11 protein-coding genes are annotated in these 18,379 nt (G+C 42.6%); 6 read left to right on the top strand and 5 right to left on the bottom strand.

Annotation, left to right across the window (positions count from 1 at the left end):
- Positions 1–67 precede the first annotated feature (67 nt).
- From ACL9RF_RS12220 to ACL9RF_RS12200, 5 genes are all read right to left on the bottom strand, one after another.
- The gene (locus ACL9RF_RS12220) at positions 68–1,309 is read right to left on the bottom strand and encodes a DUF4998 domain-containing protein (RefSeq protein WP_422800918.1); all 1,242 of its coding nucleotides are present in this window, start codon (positions 1,307–1,309) and stop codon (positions 68–70) included.
- Between the two features lie 6 nt (positions 1,310–1,315).
- On the bottom strand, positions 1,316–2,563 hold the full coding sequence (locus ACL9RF_RS12215) for a DUF5000 domain-containing lipoprotein (protein ID WP_422800917.1): 1,248 nt from the start codon (positions 2,561–2,563) through the stop codon (positions 1,316–1,318).
- Between the two features lie 18 nt (positions 2,564–2,581).
- Entirely contained in the window at positions 2,582–4,498 is a 1,917-nt protein-coding gene (locus tag ACL9RF_RS12210) for a RagB/SusD family nutrient uptake outer membrane protein (protein WP_422800916.1), read from the bottom strand.
- Between the two features lie 11 nt (positions 4,499–4,509).
- Complete coding sequence (locus tag ACL9RF_RS12205) at positions 4,510–7,725, bottom strand: SusC/RagA family TonB-linked outer membrane protein (protein WP_422800915.1); 3,216 nt, start codon at positions 7,723–7,725, stop codon at positions 4,510–4,512.
- 366 nt (positions 7,726–8,091) lie between these two features.
- On the bottom strand, positions 8,092–8,730 hold the full coding sequence (locus tag ACL9RF_RS12200; protein ID WP_422800914.1) for a GntR family transcriptional regulator: 639 nt from the start codon (positions 8,728–8,730) through the stop codon (positions 8,092–8,094).
- A 299-nt stretch (positions 8,731–9,029) separates the two neighbouring features.
- Here ACL9RF_RS12200 and ACL9RF_RS12195 point away from each other — a divergent pair, with 299 nt between their 5' ends.
- The 6 genes from ACL9RF_RS12195 (at position 9,030) to ACL9RF_RS12170 (ending at position 18,359) form a co-directional block, all read left to right on the top strand.
- Positions 9,030–9,632 (top strand): RNA polymerase sigma-70 factor, encoded by a 603-nt coding sequence (locus tag ACL9RF_RS12195; RefSeq protein ID WP_422800913.1) that lies wholly within the window; start codon positions 9,030–9,032, stop codon positions 9,630–9,632.
- 101 nt (positions 9,633–9,733) lie between these two features.
- The gene (locus ACL9RF_RS12190) at positions 9,734–10,960 is read left to right on the top strand and encodes a FecR family protein (protein WP_422800912.1); all 1,227 of its coding nucleotides are present in this window, start codon (positions 9,734–9,736) and stop codon (positions 10,958–10,960) included.
- Between the two features lie 307 nt (positions 10,961–11,267).
- A complete protein-coding gene (locus ACL9RF_RS12185; RefSeq protein ID WP_422800911.1) occupies positions 11,268–14,555 on the top strand; it encodes a SusC/RagA family TonB-linked outer membrane protein in 3,288 nt (1,095 codons plus the stop codon).
- Positions 14,556–14,574: 19 nt separating this feature from the next.
- Positions 14,575–16,017 carry a RagB/SusD family nutrient uptake outer membrane protein gene (locus tag ACL9RF_RS12180; RefSeq protein ID WP_422800910.1) on the top strand — a complete coding sequence of 481 codons (1,443 nt, stop codon included), beginning with the start codon at positions 14,575–14,577 and terminating at the stop codon, positions 16,015–16,017.
- Between the two features lie 11 nt (positions 16,018–16,028).
- On the top strand, positions 16,029–16,796 hold the full coding sequence (locus ACL9RF_RS12175) for a DUF4843 domain-containing protein (protein ID WP_422800909.1): 768 nt from the start codon (positions 16,029–16,031) through the stop codon (positions 16,794–16,796).
- Positions 16,797–16,808: 12 nt separating this feature from the next.
- The gene (locus tag ACL9RF_RS12170; protein WP_422800908.1) at positions 16,809–18,359 is read left to right on the top strand and encodes a PKD-like family lipoprotein; all 1,551 of its coding nucleotides are present in this window, start codon (positions 16,809–16,811) and stop codon (positions 18,357–18,359) included.
- Positions 18,360–18,379: the final 20 nt, after the last annotated feature.

Here is an 18,379-nt window from a genome sequence, read left to right as displayed (position 1 = left end):
GGCATAGGCTGTAAAACATAGAAGGTGCCTAAATAGACACCTTCTCCCACAATTATCCTAGTGTAGATTATTGTTTATTCCAAAAAGTAAGCTCACTCATATTACTGGTGTTTCCACCCCCATGTACTTCCGTAATACGGATGCGGATAAAACGTACTGGCGGTGGGTCCTGCATTAAATCGAAACGCATAGCCGCCTTGCCATCGTCGGTACGGATTACATCACGCAATAGCGTCCATCCCATATCCAATGTTTGTTGGCGCCAGCTAGGGTCGCTAGGGTCTACGTTGGGTGCCGCATTGTCCATATTGTCGATCCCCCAAACCTCAAAACGCAGCGGATTGCCACAGCAGTCGCGTCCTGTTTCTTCCAACATGGCCAAGTGCGTATAACTTTTACCCATGTCGAATGTGATTGCATGCGGCATTTTGCTGCCATCTGCAGCATGGAAAATATTGGGATACCCCTGCGGACCAACACTGCCATCCCAGAGTTTCCGTACCGGGCACTGATCGCCATTGTAAATGCCGACATCAAAAGGAAGTTTTACCTCCGCAAATAAACGCTTGTCACACTCCAATAAAGCATACACCGTAGCATAGCTGGCAAAGTCTTTTACCGCAAAAGTATCCAACGCATTTCGCTCGGGTACATAAGTAGACCTGTACGCTATTTCGGTACCATGCTTATAGTCGCTAAGCATAATATCATTTTGATTTGGTGCTAAAGTTTTCTCGACAATTTTGTTGGCGGTCGTTTCATAACGTATTAAAGTGCTAATATTAAAACCATCGATCGTATCGGTAGGCAGAAAGCGCAGCGTTACCTTATGCAAATCATAATCGTAATCATAAGGATGATCTACATCGTAGGCGCGGTTTAACAAGTTGTTTTCATAAATGTCGCCATACACCTTTACATTGTTTATTTCCAAAGGTATAGAACGGTTGCCTTTACCATCTACCGAATATATCGTAAAAGAGTAGGTATATTCAGAAAGATTGGGAATCCATAAGGATAATCTCCCCGACGCATCGGTTGTAAGATCATTAAACACCAAAGAGTCCCTTTTGTTGTTCCATAAAACCACATATTTTACGATGGAAGGGTCGGGGCTAGCCGTAAATTCCAGGGCAGCTTTATTTTTGCCCGTGCGCGGAATAACTTTCGTCGCTACACCAGGGTAAACCACCTCATGACCATTAAAGAAGTCCCGAAATTCGGTGTCTTTATTTGTACACGACAGTACCACAAGGAAGATGGTGCCAATTAGTAGGCCTACTAAATAGGGAAGTTTCATTGTTTTCATGCTATATTACTTTTCTACATTACCATAAATAGAGAGCTCACAGCTATGCGCAAACTCACCTCCAGACCAAGTTTCGCCCACACTTAAACGTAGGTAACGTACGGCGGGACTGGTAATCGATACATCGAAATTTACCCCCTGCGCCACGAAGGCACGGTCGGCATCCGTTGCCGCTGTTGGCGCCGCCCCAGATGGTGGATTGGGGTAGTTATAGTTGCCTAAGTTCACCCAATCGCCAATCTGCGTGCCTTCTTCGGCATACAACGGAAGCTTGATATCCTGTGGCGATGTTTTATCTGAACCCCATAGTGAAAATACCTTAGGGTTACCATGGCTATACGCATATTGATCGGGCCTGTTCCAAAGTACAAAACGACTTAACTTTGCTTTTACACCCATACCGAAAGTGACCATGATGGGCATACCTTTTGCCGAGGCAATAGTATGCCATCCTGGTTCACCCCTGTTGTTATCCCACAATTTATCGACATTCCAGCCCCCATCGGTATAGAGGTCCGCATCGGAAGCAAGCCTATATATGTAGAATTTGGATTTTTCCATTAAAAACTCCGGCAAAGGTGTCATCGTTAATAAGCTGGTATCCGAACGGTTTCCAAAACGGTCCTGAACATACACACCCAAGCGTTTCGGCGTTGCGGATAAACCCCTTACCGAATAGTTTATGGTATTCAGCTGACTGTAAAACTGGTCGTTAATAGTCATGCTGTTGCTGTTAGAGTCTAAGGCCAATAATATGATCCCTATCGGTTGTCGGTCTGGATTATTGGTTTTAATATTAATACCCCCAAAATCCTCCTGCGTTACCAACGCTTTTTTTATTAACCTATAATAAGGCTCTTTAGGGAATACTTTAACGGTCTGTGGGCTTGAACTTACATTCGACCGCGATACAGTTTTTAAAGTCACCTCATATTCCATGCTTTCCGCAAAACCATCTACCACAATTGTATCGGTGTAATAGCTCGATTTTGTTTCCCTGAATACGCCCTCTCTAATTTTATAATTCGCCTGTACATACAAGAGGTTTTCAGACTTCGGAAGGTCATAAATTATTTTACTTCCACCATTAAAATTTTCTACCCGAATATTATAGACATTTTCGGGTTTTGTTTTATCATTTGAAGCCGGATCATTGTAATCGCTTCGTTTGGCACAACCCTGTAGCATTATGGCCGTAACGAAACAAAATACAGTAAACACATACTTAATAGCAGCTGTTAATATAGATTTCATAATTGTAATTTTTAAGTTCTACCAATACGGGTTTTGCACCAGGTTAGGGTTTTGAATTAAATCGTAAGACCGAATCGGCCACAAGTAGTCTTTTAAGCCAAATACAGGGACAAATTGCGTAACAGGTCTATAATAATTCTCGGCTTGCGCCTGATAGATGCTCCAGCCCTGGAAGGGCTCACTAAGAACACTCTGCATTTGTTTCCAACGCCTAAGATCCCAGCCAATACGCGCCTCAAAGCATAACTCTATACGACGTTCCTGTTGAATAATACTACGCAGACCTTCCTTGGTATCCGGTTTATTGGGAACGCGGGAATATTTTGTCCACGATTCTTTAACCCCCGCCAGACCGGCACGTTTGCGTACGGCATCTATATACCGCAATGCTTCAGCATTGCTGGGTCCATAATATTCATTCAAGGCCTCGGCATACCACAGGTATAAACCAGCTAAACGAATAATCGGTAAATGGAACTGCACAGGTTTAAAACCATCGTCGTAAACCGATTGGTAATGTACTAGCTTTTTGGGCCAGTAACCGGTGATGTTTATTCGAATCATATCTTTAGGGCCAGCGAAGGCTGCCGTTCCACGTGCCTGAACAAAGTAGGCTTTATCTTGATCGTAAATATCGTTGCCAAACCATACGCCACCATCGAAGGCGATATCTGCATAAAACCTTGGCTCTCTGTTGAAGTGCGCTTTTACCGTTTCATAACCTTCACGAATAAAATATTTATCCTTAGCTTCCGCCGTTTTCAATTTATAACGACCGGCAAAATCCCAGGTACGGTCTTCGTTTATGGGCACCCCTTTATCCGAATAGAATACCTCTTGCATGGTAATAGGCACCGAAAAGGTACTCGGGTTAGACCAGGCATTATTTACCGCTTTTACGGTAAGGCGTGGTGTAGCATAACCTTGGTTGTTAAAAGCCTGCGCATTTGCCCATATAAACTCCGGATTTTGATCCCAGCGTTCAGTTATTGCACCCTGGATGGAAAGCACATTGCGCAAGGAGTCAGACAAGGCACCAATATTTGGTGGGTTAACATAAGTATACAGTTTAATTTGTTGCTTTTCACTTTCTTGTATAGCCTGCAGGCAGGCATCGGCTGCCGCTTTCCATTTTTCCGCATCATAAGCCTGTGGAAATAAATCCTTGCCTTTACTATCTTTAATTTGCGCGTAATCTGGGTTACCGTTAAACAGCGGACTAGCTACCGTCATCAAAACATCCGCTTTTAAGCTTAATGCAATTAACTTGGTTGCTCGCCCCAACTCACTGTTTGTATTTTGGATTTGCTCCGGAAGGTCTGCCGCCGCTTCATCCAAGAGCGATACAATATAATTGCTGACCTCATCTATCGAATTACGAAATACGCGAACCTCTTCTGTGCTACTGTTTATGGGAAGATTCTTTTCGATCAATGGAATAGGCCCATACATACGCATTAAGTAAAAGTGGTAATACGCTTTCAGAAATTTAGCCTCGGCAATCCAGCGTTTTTTTTCTGTAGCAGTTAAATCGATAGGTTTATCGATATTGTCTAATAAGTTATTGCATAAACGGATGGAACGATAAAAATTGTAACTTCCATTTAGGCCATTCCAGGTGTTTAATGCCGGGCTAGCCACCGATTGGAAGCCTCGCAAGATATTAAATCCGCCCCTATCGAACCCCACATAGTCGATAAGGTTATTGGGATAGATAATTTCTCCAGATGTTGTAAATGCAGGGTCGGTTCCAACATCCGAGGACCGTTGCAAGTACGCATAGCAGGAGAACAAATAGTTCTCCGCTTCGTTTCTATTACGGAATGCGTGATCTATTGTTCCCACATTATCCGGCGTAACATCCAAAAATTTACTACAGGAGCTTACACTGAAAAGGATACACGACAATCCTATAAATAATACTTTCTTTTTCATAATTGCCAAGGTTAAAAGGTTACGTTAACACCTATATTAAACACTTTTTGGATCGGATAATTAAACCCCTGTCCGCCCAGTTCAGGATCCCACACTTTGAACGACGACCAGGTAGCGAGATTCAAACCATTGAAATAAATTCTAGCATTACGCATGCGAAGGCGTGTGGTAAGTTTATTACTTAATGTATAGCCCACCTCAACCGACTTTAACCGTAAAAAGCTGCCATCGCGCATCCACCAGGTACTTACCTGTCTGTTGTTTTCCAGCTGCGCACGTGTTACCGACATTCTAGGGTACATAGCATATAAATTTTGGTTTTCCTCCGACCAATGATCATCGGTAAAGGCTTGTAAAAGCTGCGTGTTACCCTTTATGCGGTCGTCCGGACTCGGTACAAAGGGGCTTACGCGTTCAGCATCCATAAAAAACGACATCCGCGCCTGTCCTTGGAAAAAGGCCGATATGTCGAAATTTTTGTAAGACGAAGAAATACCAAATCCATACACAATCTCCGGGTCTTGGGAGAAGCCAATGGAGGTACGGTCATTTTCATCAATCACGCCATCGCCATTAAGATCGCGGTACTTAATATCGCCCCCACGAGGAGCATATCCATTGGTCGAGAAAACCTGTTTTGGGGAGTTTCTGGCTTCCTCATCGTCAACAAAAAGGCGCTCAGCAATATAACCTACCCGGCGCCCGATACCCTGACCCGTTTGGCGCTGATAGGCAAAAGGATAATCAGGCTCTTCATATTTCACAAATTTGTTGCTGGCAAAGGTGAAATTAGAACGTACGGCAGTAGAAAAACCATTGCCGAAGTTATGTTTATAGTCGAGGGATAAATCTACCCCTTGCGATCGTGCCTGCCCTAAATTGGCCGAAATTCCCGATTCCAAACCCAAGGTACTCGGTACCGAAGCACGGTCCATTAAAATGTTGTATTTAAAATTGTTGTAGTACTCGGCAATAACATCCACTTTATTAAATAAAGAGAATTCTAAGCCTAGGTTTGTTTGTCTCGATGTTTCCCAGGTAACGTCGAGGTTTTCATAGTTATTGATAAAGACGCCGTCTCTACTGTAATTATTGGTACCGAAAGACGCATAGTTTCCACCGCCACGTAAGTTAACATCCGAAAGGTAGAAAAAGCGGCGATCACTGATCGCATCGTTACCTACCAGACCATGGCTGGCTCTTAATTTCAGCTTATTGATTACGTTGTGAAGGGGCTCCCAGAATGATTCATTTGAAATGACCCAGGAGGCGCCGATGGTAGGGAAAAATCCGAAACGGTGGTTTTTAGAAAATCTTTCCGATCCATTATAACCAAAGTTCGTTTCGATAAAATAGCGGTTCGCATAATTATACGTTAAGCGTCCGGCTAAGCCTAAGTTTCGGTACGGGAGTGATTTAAACAGCGTATTCGCATTGGAGTAGCGATTCTCTTGTGCGGTACCGATTAATGTAGAGCTGATAGTATGCTCGCCAAAGGATTTATTATAATCCAAACTTGCCTGAAAATAAAAGAAGGCATTTTGATTGGAGCCACCTGCATTGTAATCCAAATACTCCCGCGCAACATTATCGCCGGTAGGGTAGGCGTTTAACCAATGTAAGGTATACGTATCCGTTGGCTTATCGTAACTACCAATATTATAATAATACGGCGAATATTGACGGCTGGAATCAAAGTAGGCGTATCTGTTGGTATTAAAAATACTTCTAAAATTTAATCCTTCTGTGATAAAGCCCAGTTTCTGGTTTAACTCCAATTGAGCGGAAAGCCTGGATTCAATTGAATTTTTATGGCCCATTAAAAGCAAAGCATAGGGGTTATTGTACAAAATACTGTTGTTTCCGGTGCCACCAACATTACCAAATAGGATATGCTGCACCTCCTTGTTCGCAGCATCAGGTTCGTAATAGGCCGGGAATAGTACTGGACTGGTATGGATCGCTACATTATATAAATCGGTAGAAAAGCCACCATCTGTCGCCAGGGGGCCATTATAATCGTTAAAATTACCCGATAAACGCACCACCAACTCTGTATTTTTAGAAAGGTCGATGTTAACATTCGAGCGCAATTGGTAATTTTGAAACTTAACATTTGTTTTGCCCACATTACGGCTATCTTGGCGCATAATACCATTGTCTAGGTTGTACGATGCAGCCACATAATAACGTGCAACACCGCCGCCGCCACTAACGTTTAAGTTGGCACGCTGGGTGGAGGTTGCATCATTAAACAGTAATCCCATCCAATCCACGGCAGGGTAGACATAAGGGTTACTTCCCGGACCATTGGCAAGGGTATTTTCTGTATGGAAGATCTTATTTTCATCGAAAGGGTCTGGGAGTAAAGGATCGCGGCCTCTAGCCGCTTCATTGTATAGTCGCATGTACGTAATTGGGTCAGAAACTTGGGGTGTAAAGGCCGACTGCGAGCGGGAGTTTTCTAAGCGCAAGCCAATACGTGCTGAGCCTTCCTTGCCAGATTTTGTGCTGATTAAGATGACACCGTTACCACCCCGTGCACCATATAAAGCCGTAGCACTGGCATCCTTTAATATTGAAAAACTTTCGATATCATCGACCTGTAAACGTGCTAAATCAGAAGCACCAACCTCCACGTTATCAATTAAAATCAAAGGGTCTTTCTTGTAACCGAAGGTGGTTACGCCACGGATAAAAAAATTAGAATTATCCATGCCCGGTTGGCCACTACGCTGGTAACCAATAACCCCGGCAACCTGACCGGCAAGGGCATTCGTAAGGTTACTCGCTGGAATTTTAAGGTTTCCGGGTTTTACCGTACTCACCGAACCTACAATAGCTTCCTTTTGTTGCTTTTGTCCCATTGCAGTAATTACCACCTCACTGATGGCGGAACTACTTTCCTGTAATACAATACGCAAATTCGTTAAATCTTTGTCGAGCGGCTGGAAGGCATCATCATAGCCTACCATCGAAAAACGTAAAGTACTACCAAGCGGCAATTCCAAAATAAACTTCCCCTGTTCATTTGTTTTTACCGAATACTTCGTTTCTTTCTGCGACACGACTGTTACGCCTGGAATCCCTCTTCCCAAGGTATCCACTACTGTTCCTGCAACTGTCTTCAGTTGACTTTGAGCGCGTAATAAACCCGTCCCGAAGAGGGATAAGCTTAACAATAGCAAACTCAATCTTAGGAACAATCGAAAAGATGTTTCTGTCATTAGATGTTGTAATTGGTGTATAAATAGGTTATAATACTAATAAATGCTGTTGTGGTAGCACGGTAATCGGGCACTGCTGTACAAAAATTCGGTTAGTGTAAATGTACGGTTATTTAATCAACTGTACTATGCTATACTATGCTGCTTTGCAAATATAAATACTTTTCTTACTAATACAAATTTTTAGCAATAATAAACCGTTTTAGTAATCTTGTACATGCTTTTGATCGCAATAGCAGGAAAAAAGCCAAGCAGAAAAACGGAGGAAAAAGAATGGATAATTCGGGGATAAATAGGAGGAAGACTTTCGCTATTGCCCTAAAAAAAAACAATACCGATTAGTACAAACACCAGCGGTAAGCCGTATTATGTAAACTCGGATACCAATTGAAGCAATTTGTCAGCATGTTTACGAACCAGTTTTGGGTTATTTTCATCAGGCAGGGATTCCATAAAAATAATTCTATGGTTAGGAATTCCAGCAGCATAGGCATTTAAGATATCTTTTTTATCCAAGTCTACTATTAGGATAGTATATAAACCCTCCACACGACGAATGGTATTGATCAGCGTTCTCTGTTCCTCATAATGAAAAAATACATCAAGAAGCGTATCCTGGGGGAGGTTTTTACGGATATGCTCATAAACCGAACCACGCGCATTGTCCATCCTAGAAAATAGAAAGCATATTTTTTGGGTTAAAGTCGGCATAGGTTGCGCAACAAAGTAACCCAGTCCACGGCGCGATTGAATAATTCCTCTGGACAATAAAATCTGGTACGCATCTAACACCGTTTGTCGAGCAAATTTTAACGAAGTAGCCATCTGATTGACCGAAGGTAATTTTAGTCCGATTGCTAAGGTACCGTTCGATATTTCGGCTTCAATTTTTTCTACAATCTGCTCTTTTTTAGATCGAAGTGGACTGGTAAATAACCTTATCTCCTCCATAAGATTATACGTAGAATAGTTATTTTCTTTGGAAATTAGTAACTCCTTTTTCATCTTATCCTTAATGCATGTACTAAATACGAGAACCTTTAAAATTAATTTTTAAACTTATTTTATGGATTGATTATATTATTAATATGATGGATTATATTGCCGCCTAAAAAACGGCAGTATCCATCATTACTCTCCATCTGCCGCTCGCGCATCGTTTTAGTGCCTTGTATGACAATATGTTGAGGAGATAAGCTGGGGGATAATTAAAAACAAAGGTTGCGCTAAAGTCTACTAATAGAGTAGTTTATTTATGAAATATTTTGGTTGCATTATTTTTTTTGTAATATTTACCACAAATAATGAAAACATTGTATTTAAGTGGATTGACGGATGAGGAGCTCCTTGCACGTATTCAGGAAAGCGACCATACTGCTTTCGAAATTATTTTTGATCGTTTTGCTGGAAGGCTACTCCTGTATGCCGTTCAGGTAATTCACAAAGATGAAGATGCGAAGGATATTGTACAGGAGGTGCTGCTGTCGTTATGGCAACGCCGAGCAACAGCCACAACCATTCAGTCCTTATCCGCCTACCTTTATAGTGCTATTCGGTTTAAGGGCCTTAGCTATGTACGAAACAACCTGCAGCAGGTTAATTATTTGGAATCCTTAGGTTATTATTTCAATGAATCCATGGATGAACTGTCGGAAAATTTGGATGCCGCAGAGCTGGAGGAGATTTTGTATGCAGAAATAGACAAGCTGCCTGCACGCATGCGCGAAATATTTCATTTAAGTAGGATTGAACATTTATCGCATAAAGAAATTGCTACCCGTTTGGGAATTTCCGAGTTGACCGTGAAAAAACAAATTAACTTAGCCCTAAAACATTTCAGACAGCTTTTTGGTATACAGTATCGTACGCTCTGGGCCTTGGTATTGTTGCGCTTTTTACTGGGTTGATTTAAAATAAAAAGCTGAAAACCAGTGTTTTGTAAATTATTTTTATTATATCTACTCCCTTTATCCAAGTTAAGAGACTCAATATATAACATACCCGCATTATGGATAAGGATGAGATTTACGATTTATTAGACCGCTATACCCGCGGCGAGACCTCGCAGGAAGAGGCTACGCAATTGGAATTTTGGTTTCATCGGGTGTCGGCAACTTCGCATTATAGACTTACCGATGTCAGAAAGGAGCAGCTTTTAGCGGAGATGCGTAAGCATATTTTTCAGCAAATTCATCCGCCTTTAGGCGCAAAAATAAGCGCTGACTCGCAAACGCGCCTGACTAAGGCCACTGCACCTCGTCTACATCCCAAATTTTTGTGGGGAAAAATTAATCCATTGACAAAATATATAACAGCAGCTGTATTGCTAATCGCTGTAATAGTAAGCCTTTTGTGGATGGTTAGGTCTTCCGATTTCCGCGGGTATTGGGCCTATGACGCTGCAGTAGACTACCATCAGGCTCCCGATAGTTTAGGCAAAACAGCCGTATTGACCACTGCTGATGGCAAAAAATTGGTGCTGGATAGTAAAATTCCAGAAAAGCAGTTCCAGCTGGAGCAGGAAGGGATGATCCGCCAAGAAAAAGGAACGCTAATTTATGCAGATAACCTACAAACTAACGCAACAGATACAGAGCAGTACAACAGCTTGGCAGTACCTTTTCGTTCTCAATTTCAGCTTATACTCTCAGATGGTACCAAAGTATGGCTTAACTCGGGTAGTACACTACGCTATCCTAGCCATTTTAAGGGCACCGAGCGTAGGGTAGAGTTGCAGGGGGAGGCATATTTTGAAGTTGCCAAATCTAAAGATAAACGTTTCTTAGTGGTTGCCCGTCATCAGACCATCGAGGTAATGGGTACAAAATTTAACGTGAATAGCTATGCTGATGAGCCCTATACACAGACAACCTTGCTGGAAGGAAAGGTTAAAGTCTCCTATGGGCAGCAGCAACTGATCTTAAAACCAAATGAACAGGCGGTAACTCAGGGCACAGGCTTGCGCAAATATTCCGCTAATGCGCAGTCTATAATTTCATGGAAGGATGGGTACTTCTTTTTCGATAATGAAACGATGGAGCAGGCCATGCAAAAAATTGCACGCTGGTATGGTCTTGAGGTGCAGTACAGGGATCCGGACCTGCGGTATGAAACCATCTTTGCGACGCTTAATAAATACAGCAATGTACAAGATGTACTGCATATAATACAACGTGCAGGTGTAGTAAATTTTGCGTTAAAAGGAAATACTATCTACGTAAACAAGCCACTCTAACCATAAATAATATATAAAAAGCTAACAATTCAATTTTTTAACTTAATAAAACACCCTATGAAAAAGAAAGCCAGAGAAACGTAAAATCGTAATTATTAAAATATACCAAAAGAAGAAGGATTTCGATTGCAGCGAAACCCTTACTTCAGGGTACTATCCAAATTGCGTTAACAATTTTTTATGGATTGGGCGTTTTATCGACCAGAAAAGCAACGAAAAACAGCCCATAACCTAATAACAAATGTATAAAAAATCAACTGAAATTTTTTGTGCCTGGAAAGGCTATGTCCCAAAAATAGTATTGATCATGAAGTTGACCACTTTTCTATTGCTTTTAGCATTGATGGAAGTTAGCGCGCATAGCTATGGGCAGCAACTTACGTTAAAAGCTACGGCTATATCGATGGAAAATATACTGCTGGAAGTACGTAAACAAACACGTTACGATGTGGTTATTTTTACCTCCAAGTTTAATGCTTCCCGAAAGATCAGCGTAAATTTTTCGCAAACTCCATTGCAGGATGTGATGACGCAGATTACCCAGGGGATGCCTTATACCTTTGATATGGAAAATAAATCTGTTGTAATCAAAGAACGCACAGCCAGCATAAATGGCAGCAGAACGATCGCTACAGCAGAAAATTCCATCGATATCAAAGGCCAGGTTGTTAATGAAAACGGACAGCCTTTAATGGGGGCTAGTATAAAGGTAAAGGGTACTACAAAAACCACTGTTGCGGGGGCCGGAGGTGTATTCTCGCTGGCAGGCGTACCCGAGAAAGCTATTTTGCAGGTTTCGTACTTGGGTTACCTCAGCCAAGAAATACAAATAAAAGGGACAGAATATGTCTTGCTGGTAAAATTACAGCCCTTAGAAAAATCTATGGACGATGTGGTTATCACGGGTACAGGAATAAACCGGAAGAAGGATAGTTTTACGGGGGCAACATCAACTTTTTCTGGCGAGCAGCTGAAGCAAATCGGAAATAGAAATGTGTTACAGAGTTTAAAAACGTTGGATCCTTCCTTTATTATGGTAGAAAGCAACTTACAGGGCTCCAATCCAAACCGCCTTCCAGATATTGAGGTGCGCGGGAAAACGACGATCAATACGGCCAACCTTAACGATCAGTATAGTTCAAATCCGAATCAACCTTTATTTATTCTGGATGGCTTTGAAACTAACCTTCAAACGATCTATGATTTAGATATTAATCGTGTAGCCTCCATAACCTTGTTAAAAGATGCCGCTTCTACCGCACTATATGGTGCAAAAGCAGCAAATGGTGTTGTGGTGGTAGAAACTATCCGCCCTGTTGCGGGCGAATTGCGTATTTCTTACGCTTCTGATTTCTCGTTTGATATACCCGATTTCTCCAGTTATAACCTTATGAATGCGGAGGAAAAACTAACGTTCGAGCGGTTGTCTGGCGTGTACAGTAATACCCCAATATTTCAATGGCAATCGGACTCGGTGTACAATGCTAAGCTTGCCAATATCCGTCGTGGTGTAAACACATACTGGTTAAAGGAACCCGTGCATACGGGTGTAACACAGCGACATTCGGTACGTTTTTCTGGCGGTACAGCGGAGCTTACCTTTGGTGCTGGGGCAAACTACAGGAAACAGGAGGGCGTGATGAAAGGGTCCGATAGAAACTCCTGGGCTGGAAACTTTGATCTTAATTACCGTAAAAATAGGTTGAATATCAGTAATAATTTAACCCTGACAAATCTGTGGTCGAATGACTCGCCTTATGGGGCCTTCAGCAATTTTTCGCGTGCCAATCCTTACTACGCTAAAACGAATGCTGATGGCAGTATCCCGATGTTTTTAGATCCGGGACAAACCAATACACCAAATCCATTGTACAATGCATCGCTGTTTAGCTTGGCGAAGTTAAATGGTTTTAATTTTCGGGAGAACGTAAATGCCAACTACACCCTATCCAACAATTTTCGTGTAAATGGCGGGCTTTCTTATGGTCGCGACAACGGGGAGAATATAAGTTTTATACCGCCGGATAATACCGCTTTTGCCGGTGTCGACGCCTATGAAAAGGGGCGTTATACCAAGACACAAACCACAAGCAACTTCTTTAGTGCAAACCTGATGCTGAGTTATGCTAAGGTTATCGCAAAACATCAATTTAATGGTAATATACGTGCTGATTTACAGCAAAGTTCGGGCAATGGTTCCGGTTTTACTGCGGTAGGATTTCCGTACGGCACCAATGGAAACCCAAGGTTTGCCTATGGGTATTTACCATCGGGAAGGCCCAGCTCTTCGACCAATAAATCCCGCAGCGTAGGCTTCCTGGGAAGTATAAACTATGCCTATGACCAGCGTTTTCTGCTGGATGCGACATACCGTCTTGATGGCACGTCGGTATTCGGCTCGAATAAACAATTTAAACCTTTCGCTTCCATAGGTTTGGGCTGGAATATCCATAAGGAACAGTTCTTACAGCATCAACAGTGGTTAGACCTGTTGAAGCTACGTGCCAATGTGGGCTATACGGGGAACCAGAATATCGGGCAGTTTACTTCCTCATCGGTCTACACCTTTCAAACAGGAACCAATCCTTTCGGACAGGGGCTGGATATGACCTCCTTGGGCAATCCTAATCTCGACTGGCAGAAAACATTGCAGAAGAGCTTTGGTCTGGATATCGGTATCTTGCAGAACCGTATCAGCGGATATATCGAATACTTCGATAAACAAACGGACCCATTGATCGTTCCAGCGAGCGATGCGTTACCCTCTTCTGTAGGTATAAATTCAAATTATTCCATTAATGTGGGTAGTTTACAAACACGTGGCTGGTCGTTTAACGGTAGATTCTCACCGATATATAATCTTAAGGATCGCATTATTTGGACAGTTGGTTTTAGCGGGCAGCGTACGACGAGCTTATACGGTGGCTTCGGCAATAAACTTGAAGCCCTAAACCGCTTGCAGTTGAACAGTAAAAGTTTAATCCGCTATCAAGACGGCAACAGTCCGGATGATATCTTTGCCGTTGTATCTCGGGGTATTGACCCTGCCACAGGAAATGAAATCTTTCAACGTGTGGATGGTAGTTATACCTTTCTATACAATACCGATGATATCGTGAAGGTGGGTAATACAAGACCTAAGATTGAAGGGGTAATAAACAGTAATTTCACCTATAAAAATTTCACCTTCGGGGCAAATGTCCGCTATAGAATAGGAGGTTATGTGTATAACTCGGCCCTGTATTCGAAGGTGGAAAATATCGCCGCCAACAACCTAATCTTCAATCAAGATCGCCGCGCCTTATATGAGCGCTGGAAGGAACCGGGGGATGAAGCGCAGTTTAAAGCGATATCCTTAACATCTTCTACACCGATGTCATCGCGCTTTGTGCAAAAGGATAACCACTTTGTAGGGGAATCTATTTCGGCATCCTGGCGCGTATCAGACGGTTGGATACGGCAGTTGAAATTACGATCCCTAAGTATGACGGTTTATGTCAACGATATTTTCCGATTGGAATCGGTGAAAAGTGAACGAGGTATCGACTATCCCTTCGCGCGGTCGGCATCCTTCAGTTTAAATGCTTCTTTTTAACGCTTAAAATAAAGTGAATATGAAAATTTTATGGAATCTAGCGGTAGCCTGTATATGCCTAGTTGGGGTATTTTCCAGCTGTAAGGATTATCTTAATGTGCAGCCTGAAGATAAATATACCGAAGAGCAGGTGTTTGCAAATGAGAATGCTATTCAGCAGGCGTTAAATGGCTTATATATGAGTTTGTCATCTGCTAAATTATATGGTGCCAACTTAAGTACTACCACGATAGAGATTATGGGGCAGCGTTACAATACCGTGGCCGCGAGCAACAACAGTTATATCTACTACCAGCAGTATGCCTATGCCAATGAAAATGTTATGCAGACCTTTAATGAGCTATGGACGGAAGGTTATGCTACGATAACGAAGGTGAATAAGTTTATTGCTTCCCTTGCTAAAGCGCAGCTTAATGGGATAATCAGCAAAAGCAAAGCCGACTTATTAACGGGGGAGGCTATTGGCATTCGTGCGATGTTGCATTTTGACCTTTTACGTTTATATGGCCCGGTGTACGCTACAGGGGCAGATAAAATGGCTATTCCCTATTACACAGTTGCGGATGGAATAAGCAGACCTATATTAGAGGCTAAAACGGTAGTAGATAGTGTTTTGTCGGATTACAGCAGAGCGCTATCCTTACTGCAAACAGATGCGGTACGCCAAAGGGGGGTGCTGTTTGAGGGTGACTTTTATGGCAGCTATCGCAACCTGCGCCTTAATTATTACGCCATACGTGGTTTACAGGCGCGTACATTGTTATATGCCGGCAAGAATGCAGAAGCAGCTGCGGCAGCAAAAGATGTTTTAGAGGAAGGAGAGAAGTGGTTTCCATGGTTGTCGCCATCTGCAATTAACCAGGGTATAGCACCCGATCGAATTTTCTCTACAGAAGTAATTTTTGGCGTGTATAACCAAGATATGTACAGCAACTTTACCAAGTATTTTAGCCCGGAGTTATTAAACGGTGATTTACTTACAGCATTGCCCGCACGCTTGGTTAGTATGTATGAAGGCACCACGACTTCCATAACAGATTATCGGTATACGGCGGTTTGGCTGCCTGCAAATGTGAACCCCGGGACAGTACAAACGACTGCAAAATTTGCCGATATCGCAGTGAAAAACAAGCCCTGGCGCTTCTTGCAGCCGCTTCTTCGCAAAACCGAACTTTATTATATCCTGGCGGAAGCACAAACCGATAATACGGAAGCTATTGCTTACCTGAATAAGGTGCGTATAAACCGGGGTATTGCCACAGCATTGGCGGCTACGGCTCCTGCTGATGCCGAAATACAAAAGGAATACCAAAAGGAATTATGGGGAGAGGGGCAATTATTTTTCTACTATAAACGTAAAAATAGAAGTAGTATTCCTGCCGGTACAAGTACCGGAAATATAACCATGAACGATGTTAAGTATGTTGTTCCATTACCTTTATCAGAAACAACACCACGTTAATACTATAAACGATGAAAAAAATAGTGTATTATATTTTCGCAATAGGGGCCTTGGGGTTTTGTTTCTCTTGTAAACGCGAGGAGCTGAAAACCTATGATATTGCCGATAACATATATTTTAATTTAAAAATTAATGGTGTTATCGCCGATAGCACCAATGTGTCTTTCGCGATACGGCCGGAGGGCATAAAAGATTCTATTTTGAAATTGCCCGTTGCCGTAACGGGTGAACCGCAACCACAGGATAGGTTGTTTCGTGTAGAGGTGCTGAAGGACAGCTCTTCTGCGGTATTGGGCACACATTTTACGGTGCCAGAAAGGGTCCTTGTTCGTGCCGGAAGGGTACAGGATAGTATTCCATTACGTATTTTCCGTACGCCAGACTTGCAGCAGGCTCCGGTAAAAATACAATTGCAGTTGCTGCCTACAACGGAATTTAAGACGGATATAAAAAGGATTTATGCCAGCCTTGGTGGTAGTGTAAGTGCGGTTTCGCTTAAAGTAAGTTTGTCGGATATATTAACAGCTGGAAACAATTGGAATGGACTCTTTGCGCCGTACTTCGGAACATTCAGTGTTAAAAAATGGAAACTTATTAGTCAGGTTACTGGTATGCCGTTAGACTATGTGACGACATCCGTATACGACCTGCAATCGTCGGCACGAAAAACCCTCTTTGCCATTGCAATGGCGCATTATTTAAACGATGAAAATGCTGCCGGACGTACGGTTTATGAGGAGGATAATACCCTTATGAAAATGGCTGCAGCTTACCAGTAAAAGTTAATTAATATGAAAAAAGAAAAAATTTACATGTACCTAAGCATTGCTAAAGGTGCTTTTACAGGAATGCTGTTGCTGGTAATGCTGATGGCCTCCTGTGTTAAGGATACCGGCAATTATACCTACAGCGATATCAACACGCTTACATTTTCGGACTTCGATGTTGTACAGGGCTACCAAGCCTTGTTTGGGCATAATTTTAAGGTTAACCCTACGGTTACGGCCTCGGATAGTAGGTATGCTGACGCCGATAATTATACGTATGAATGGTCATTACGTTTGGGAAGCTCGTCAGCACCTCCACTGCGGGACTCTATACTTTCACGTGATAAAACACTGAATATTACGATTGGTATGAGCCCGGGGACCTATACGTTGCAGTATAAGGTTAAGGATAAAAATACCGGAGTACAGTTTCAGCAGCGCACGAATCTTACAGTAACGACTGAGGTGTACGAAGGCTTCTTGGTACTAAGCGACGTCGGCAATGGCGCTCGCTTAGATATGCTTTCGTACGATCTCAAAGCCGAAAAATTTAATCCTTATATGGATGTACTGCAGAAAATGAATGCCAACTTATCCTTAAAAGGACAGCCTTACCAGGTGCTGGCCATGCAGTATACCAACGCGAATATCACCCCTAAGAACTACGGTATTTTTGTGGCTACCTCCGAAGGAACGACACGGCTTGACCAGGAGACGTTGAACCCTGCACCTAATGGCAACCTCCGTTATTTATTTGTCGGCAATGTGCCCACAGATTTTGCTCCACAGCGGTTAATGGGCGAGCTAACATTTGGGGTGTACCCCATGATGCTATCCTACAACAGTGGCAATGTATATATGTATGCTACGCTGGGGGGCTATGCTTTTAAGTATTCGCCATTAAATGTGTACAACAGTACAGGCGTGCCGTTTAAGCTATCGCGACATTTTGTGTCTAATGGTACGATTTCGGTATTTTATAATGAAGATGCCAAGCGTTTTGTGCAGGCTTCCTCGTACACAGCCACAGAATTAACGAATGTAGCAGCGTCCTACAACTATCCGCAAGGGTACGACTTGATTTATATGGGTAAGGATTACAACAATAAGGCCTTTGCTGTGTTGAAGGATCCGGCAACGCAAAAATACTGGTTGATGCGGTTTACGATTGGCAGCGCACAGAATTATCTTCAAGAGCTGCTGGGCGACGGTATTGAGCAGGCCACAGCATTTGCGCTGAGCCCTGAGTGGGGATACTTATTTTATAACGCTGGTGCTAAGGTTTATGAGTACGACTTGGCTTTGCAGCAAAGTAAGTTGATGCTGGATAAAGGAAATAGCAGGATTTCTTTCTTAGGCTTCCAGAATTTTTATATCCGTTTAAGTAGAAATAATCCCAACTATAAGGACTGGGCAAACCAACTGCTGGTGGGGTCCTATGACCCGCAGGCTGATGGTAAGTCGAATGGCTCCTTGGAGATGTATAGCGTACCCCCCGTAAATGGACCTATACAAAAGCTGCGTAGTTGGGCAGGCTTTGGTAAAATCGTTAGTGTAGCCTACCGCGAACGCTAGTTTTAATTTATTTTGGATTT

Source organism: Sphingobacterium sp. Mn56C, from assembly GCF_049319645.1.
Lineage (GTDB): Bacteria > Bacteroidota > Bacteroidia > Sphingobacteriales > Sphingobacteriaceae > Sphingobacterium.
Note: the sequence above shows the minus strand (reverse complement) of the source record. Positions and strands in the feature narration are given on the sequence as shown.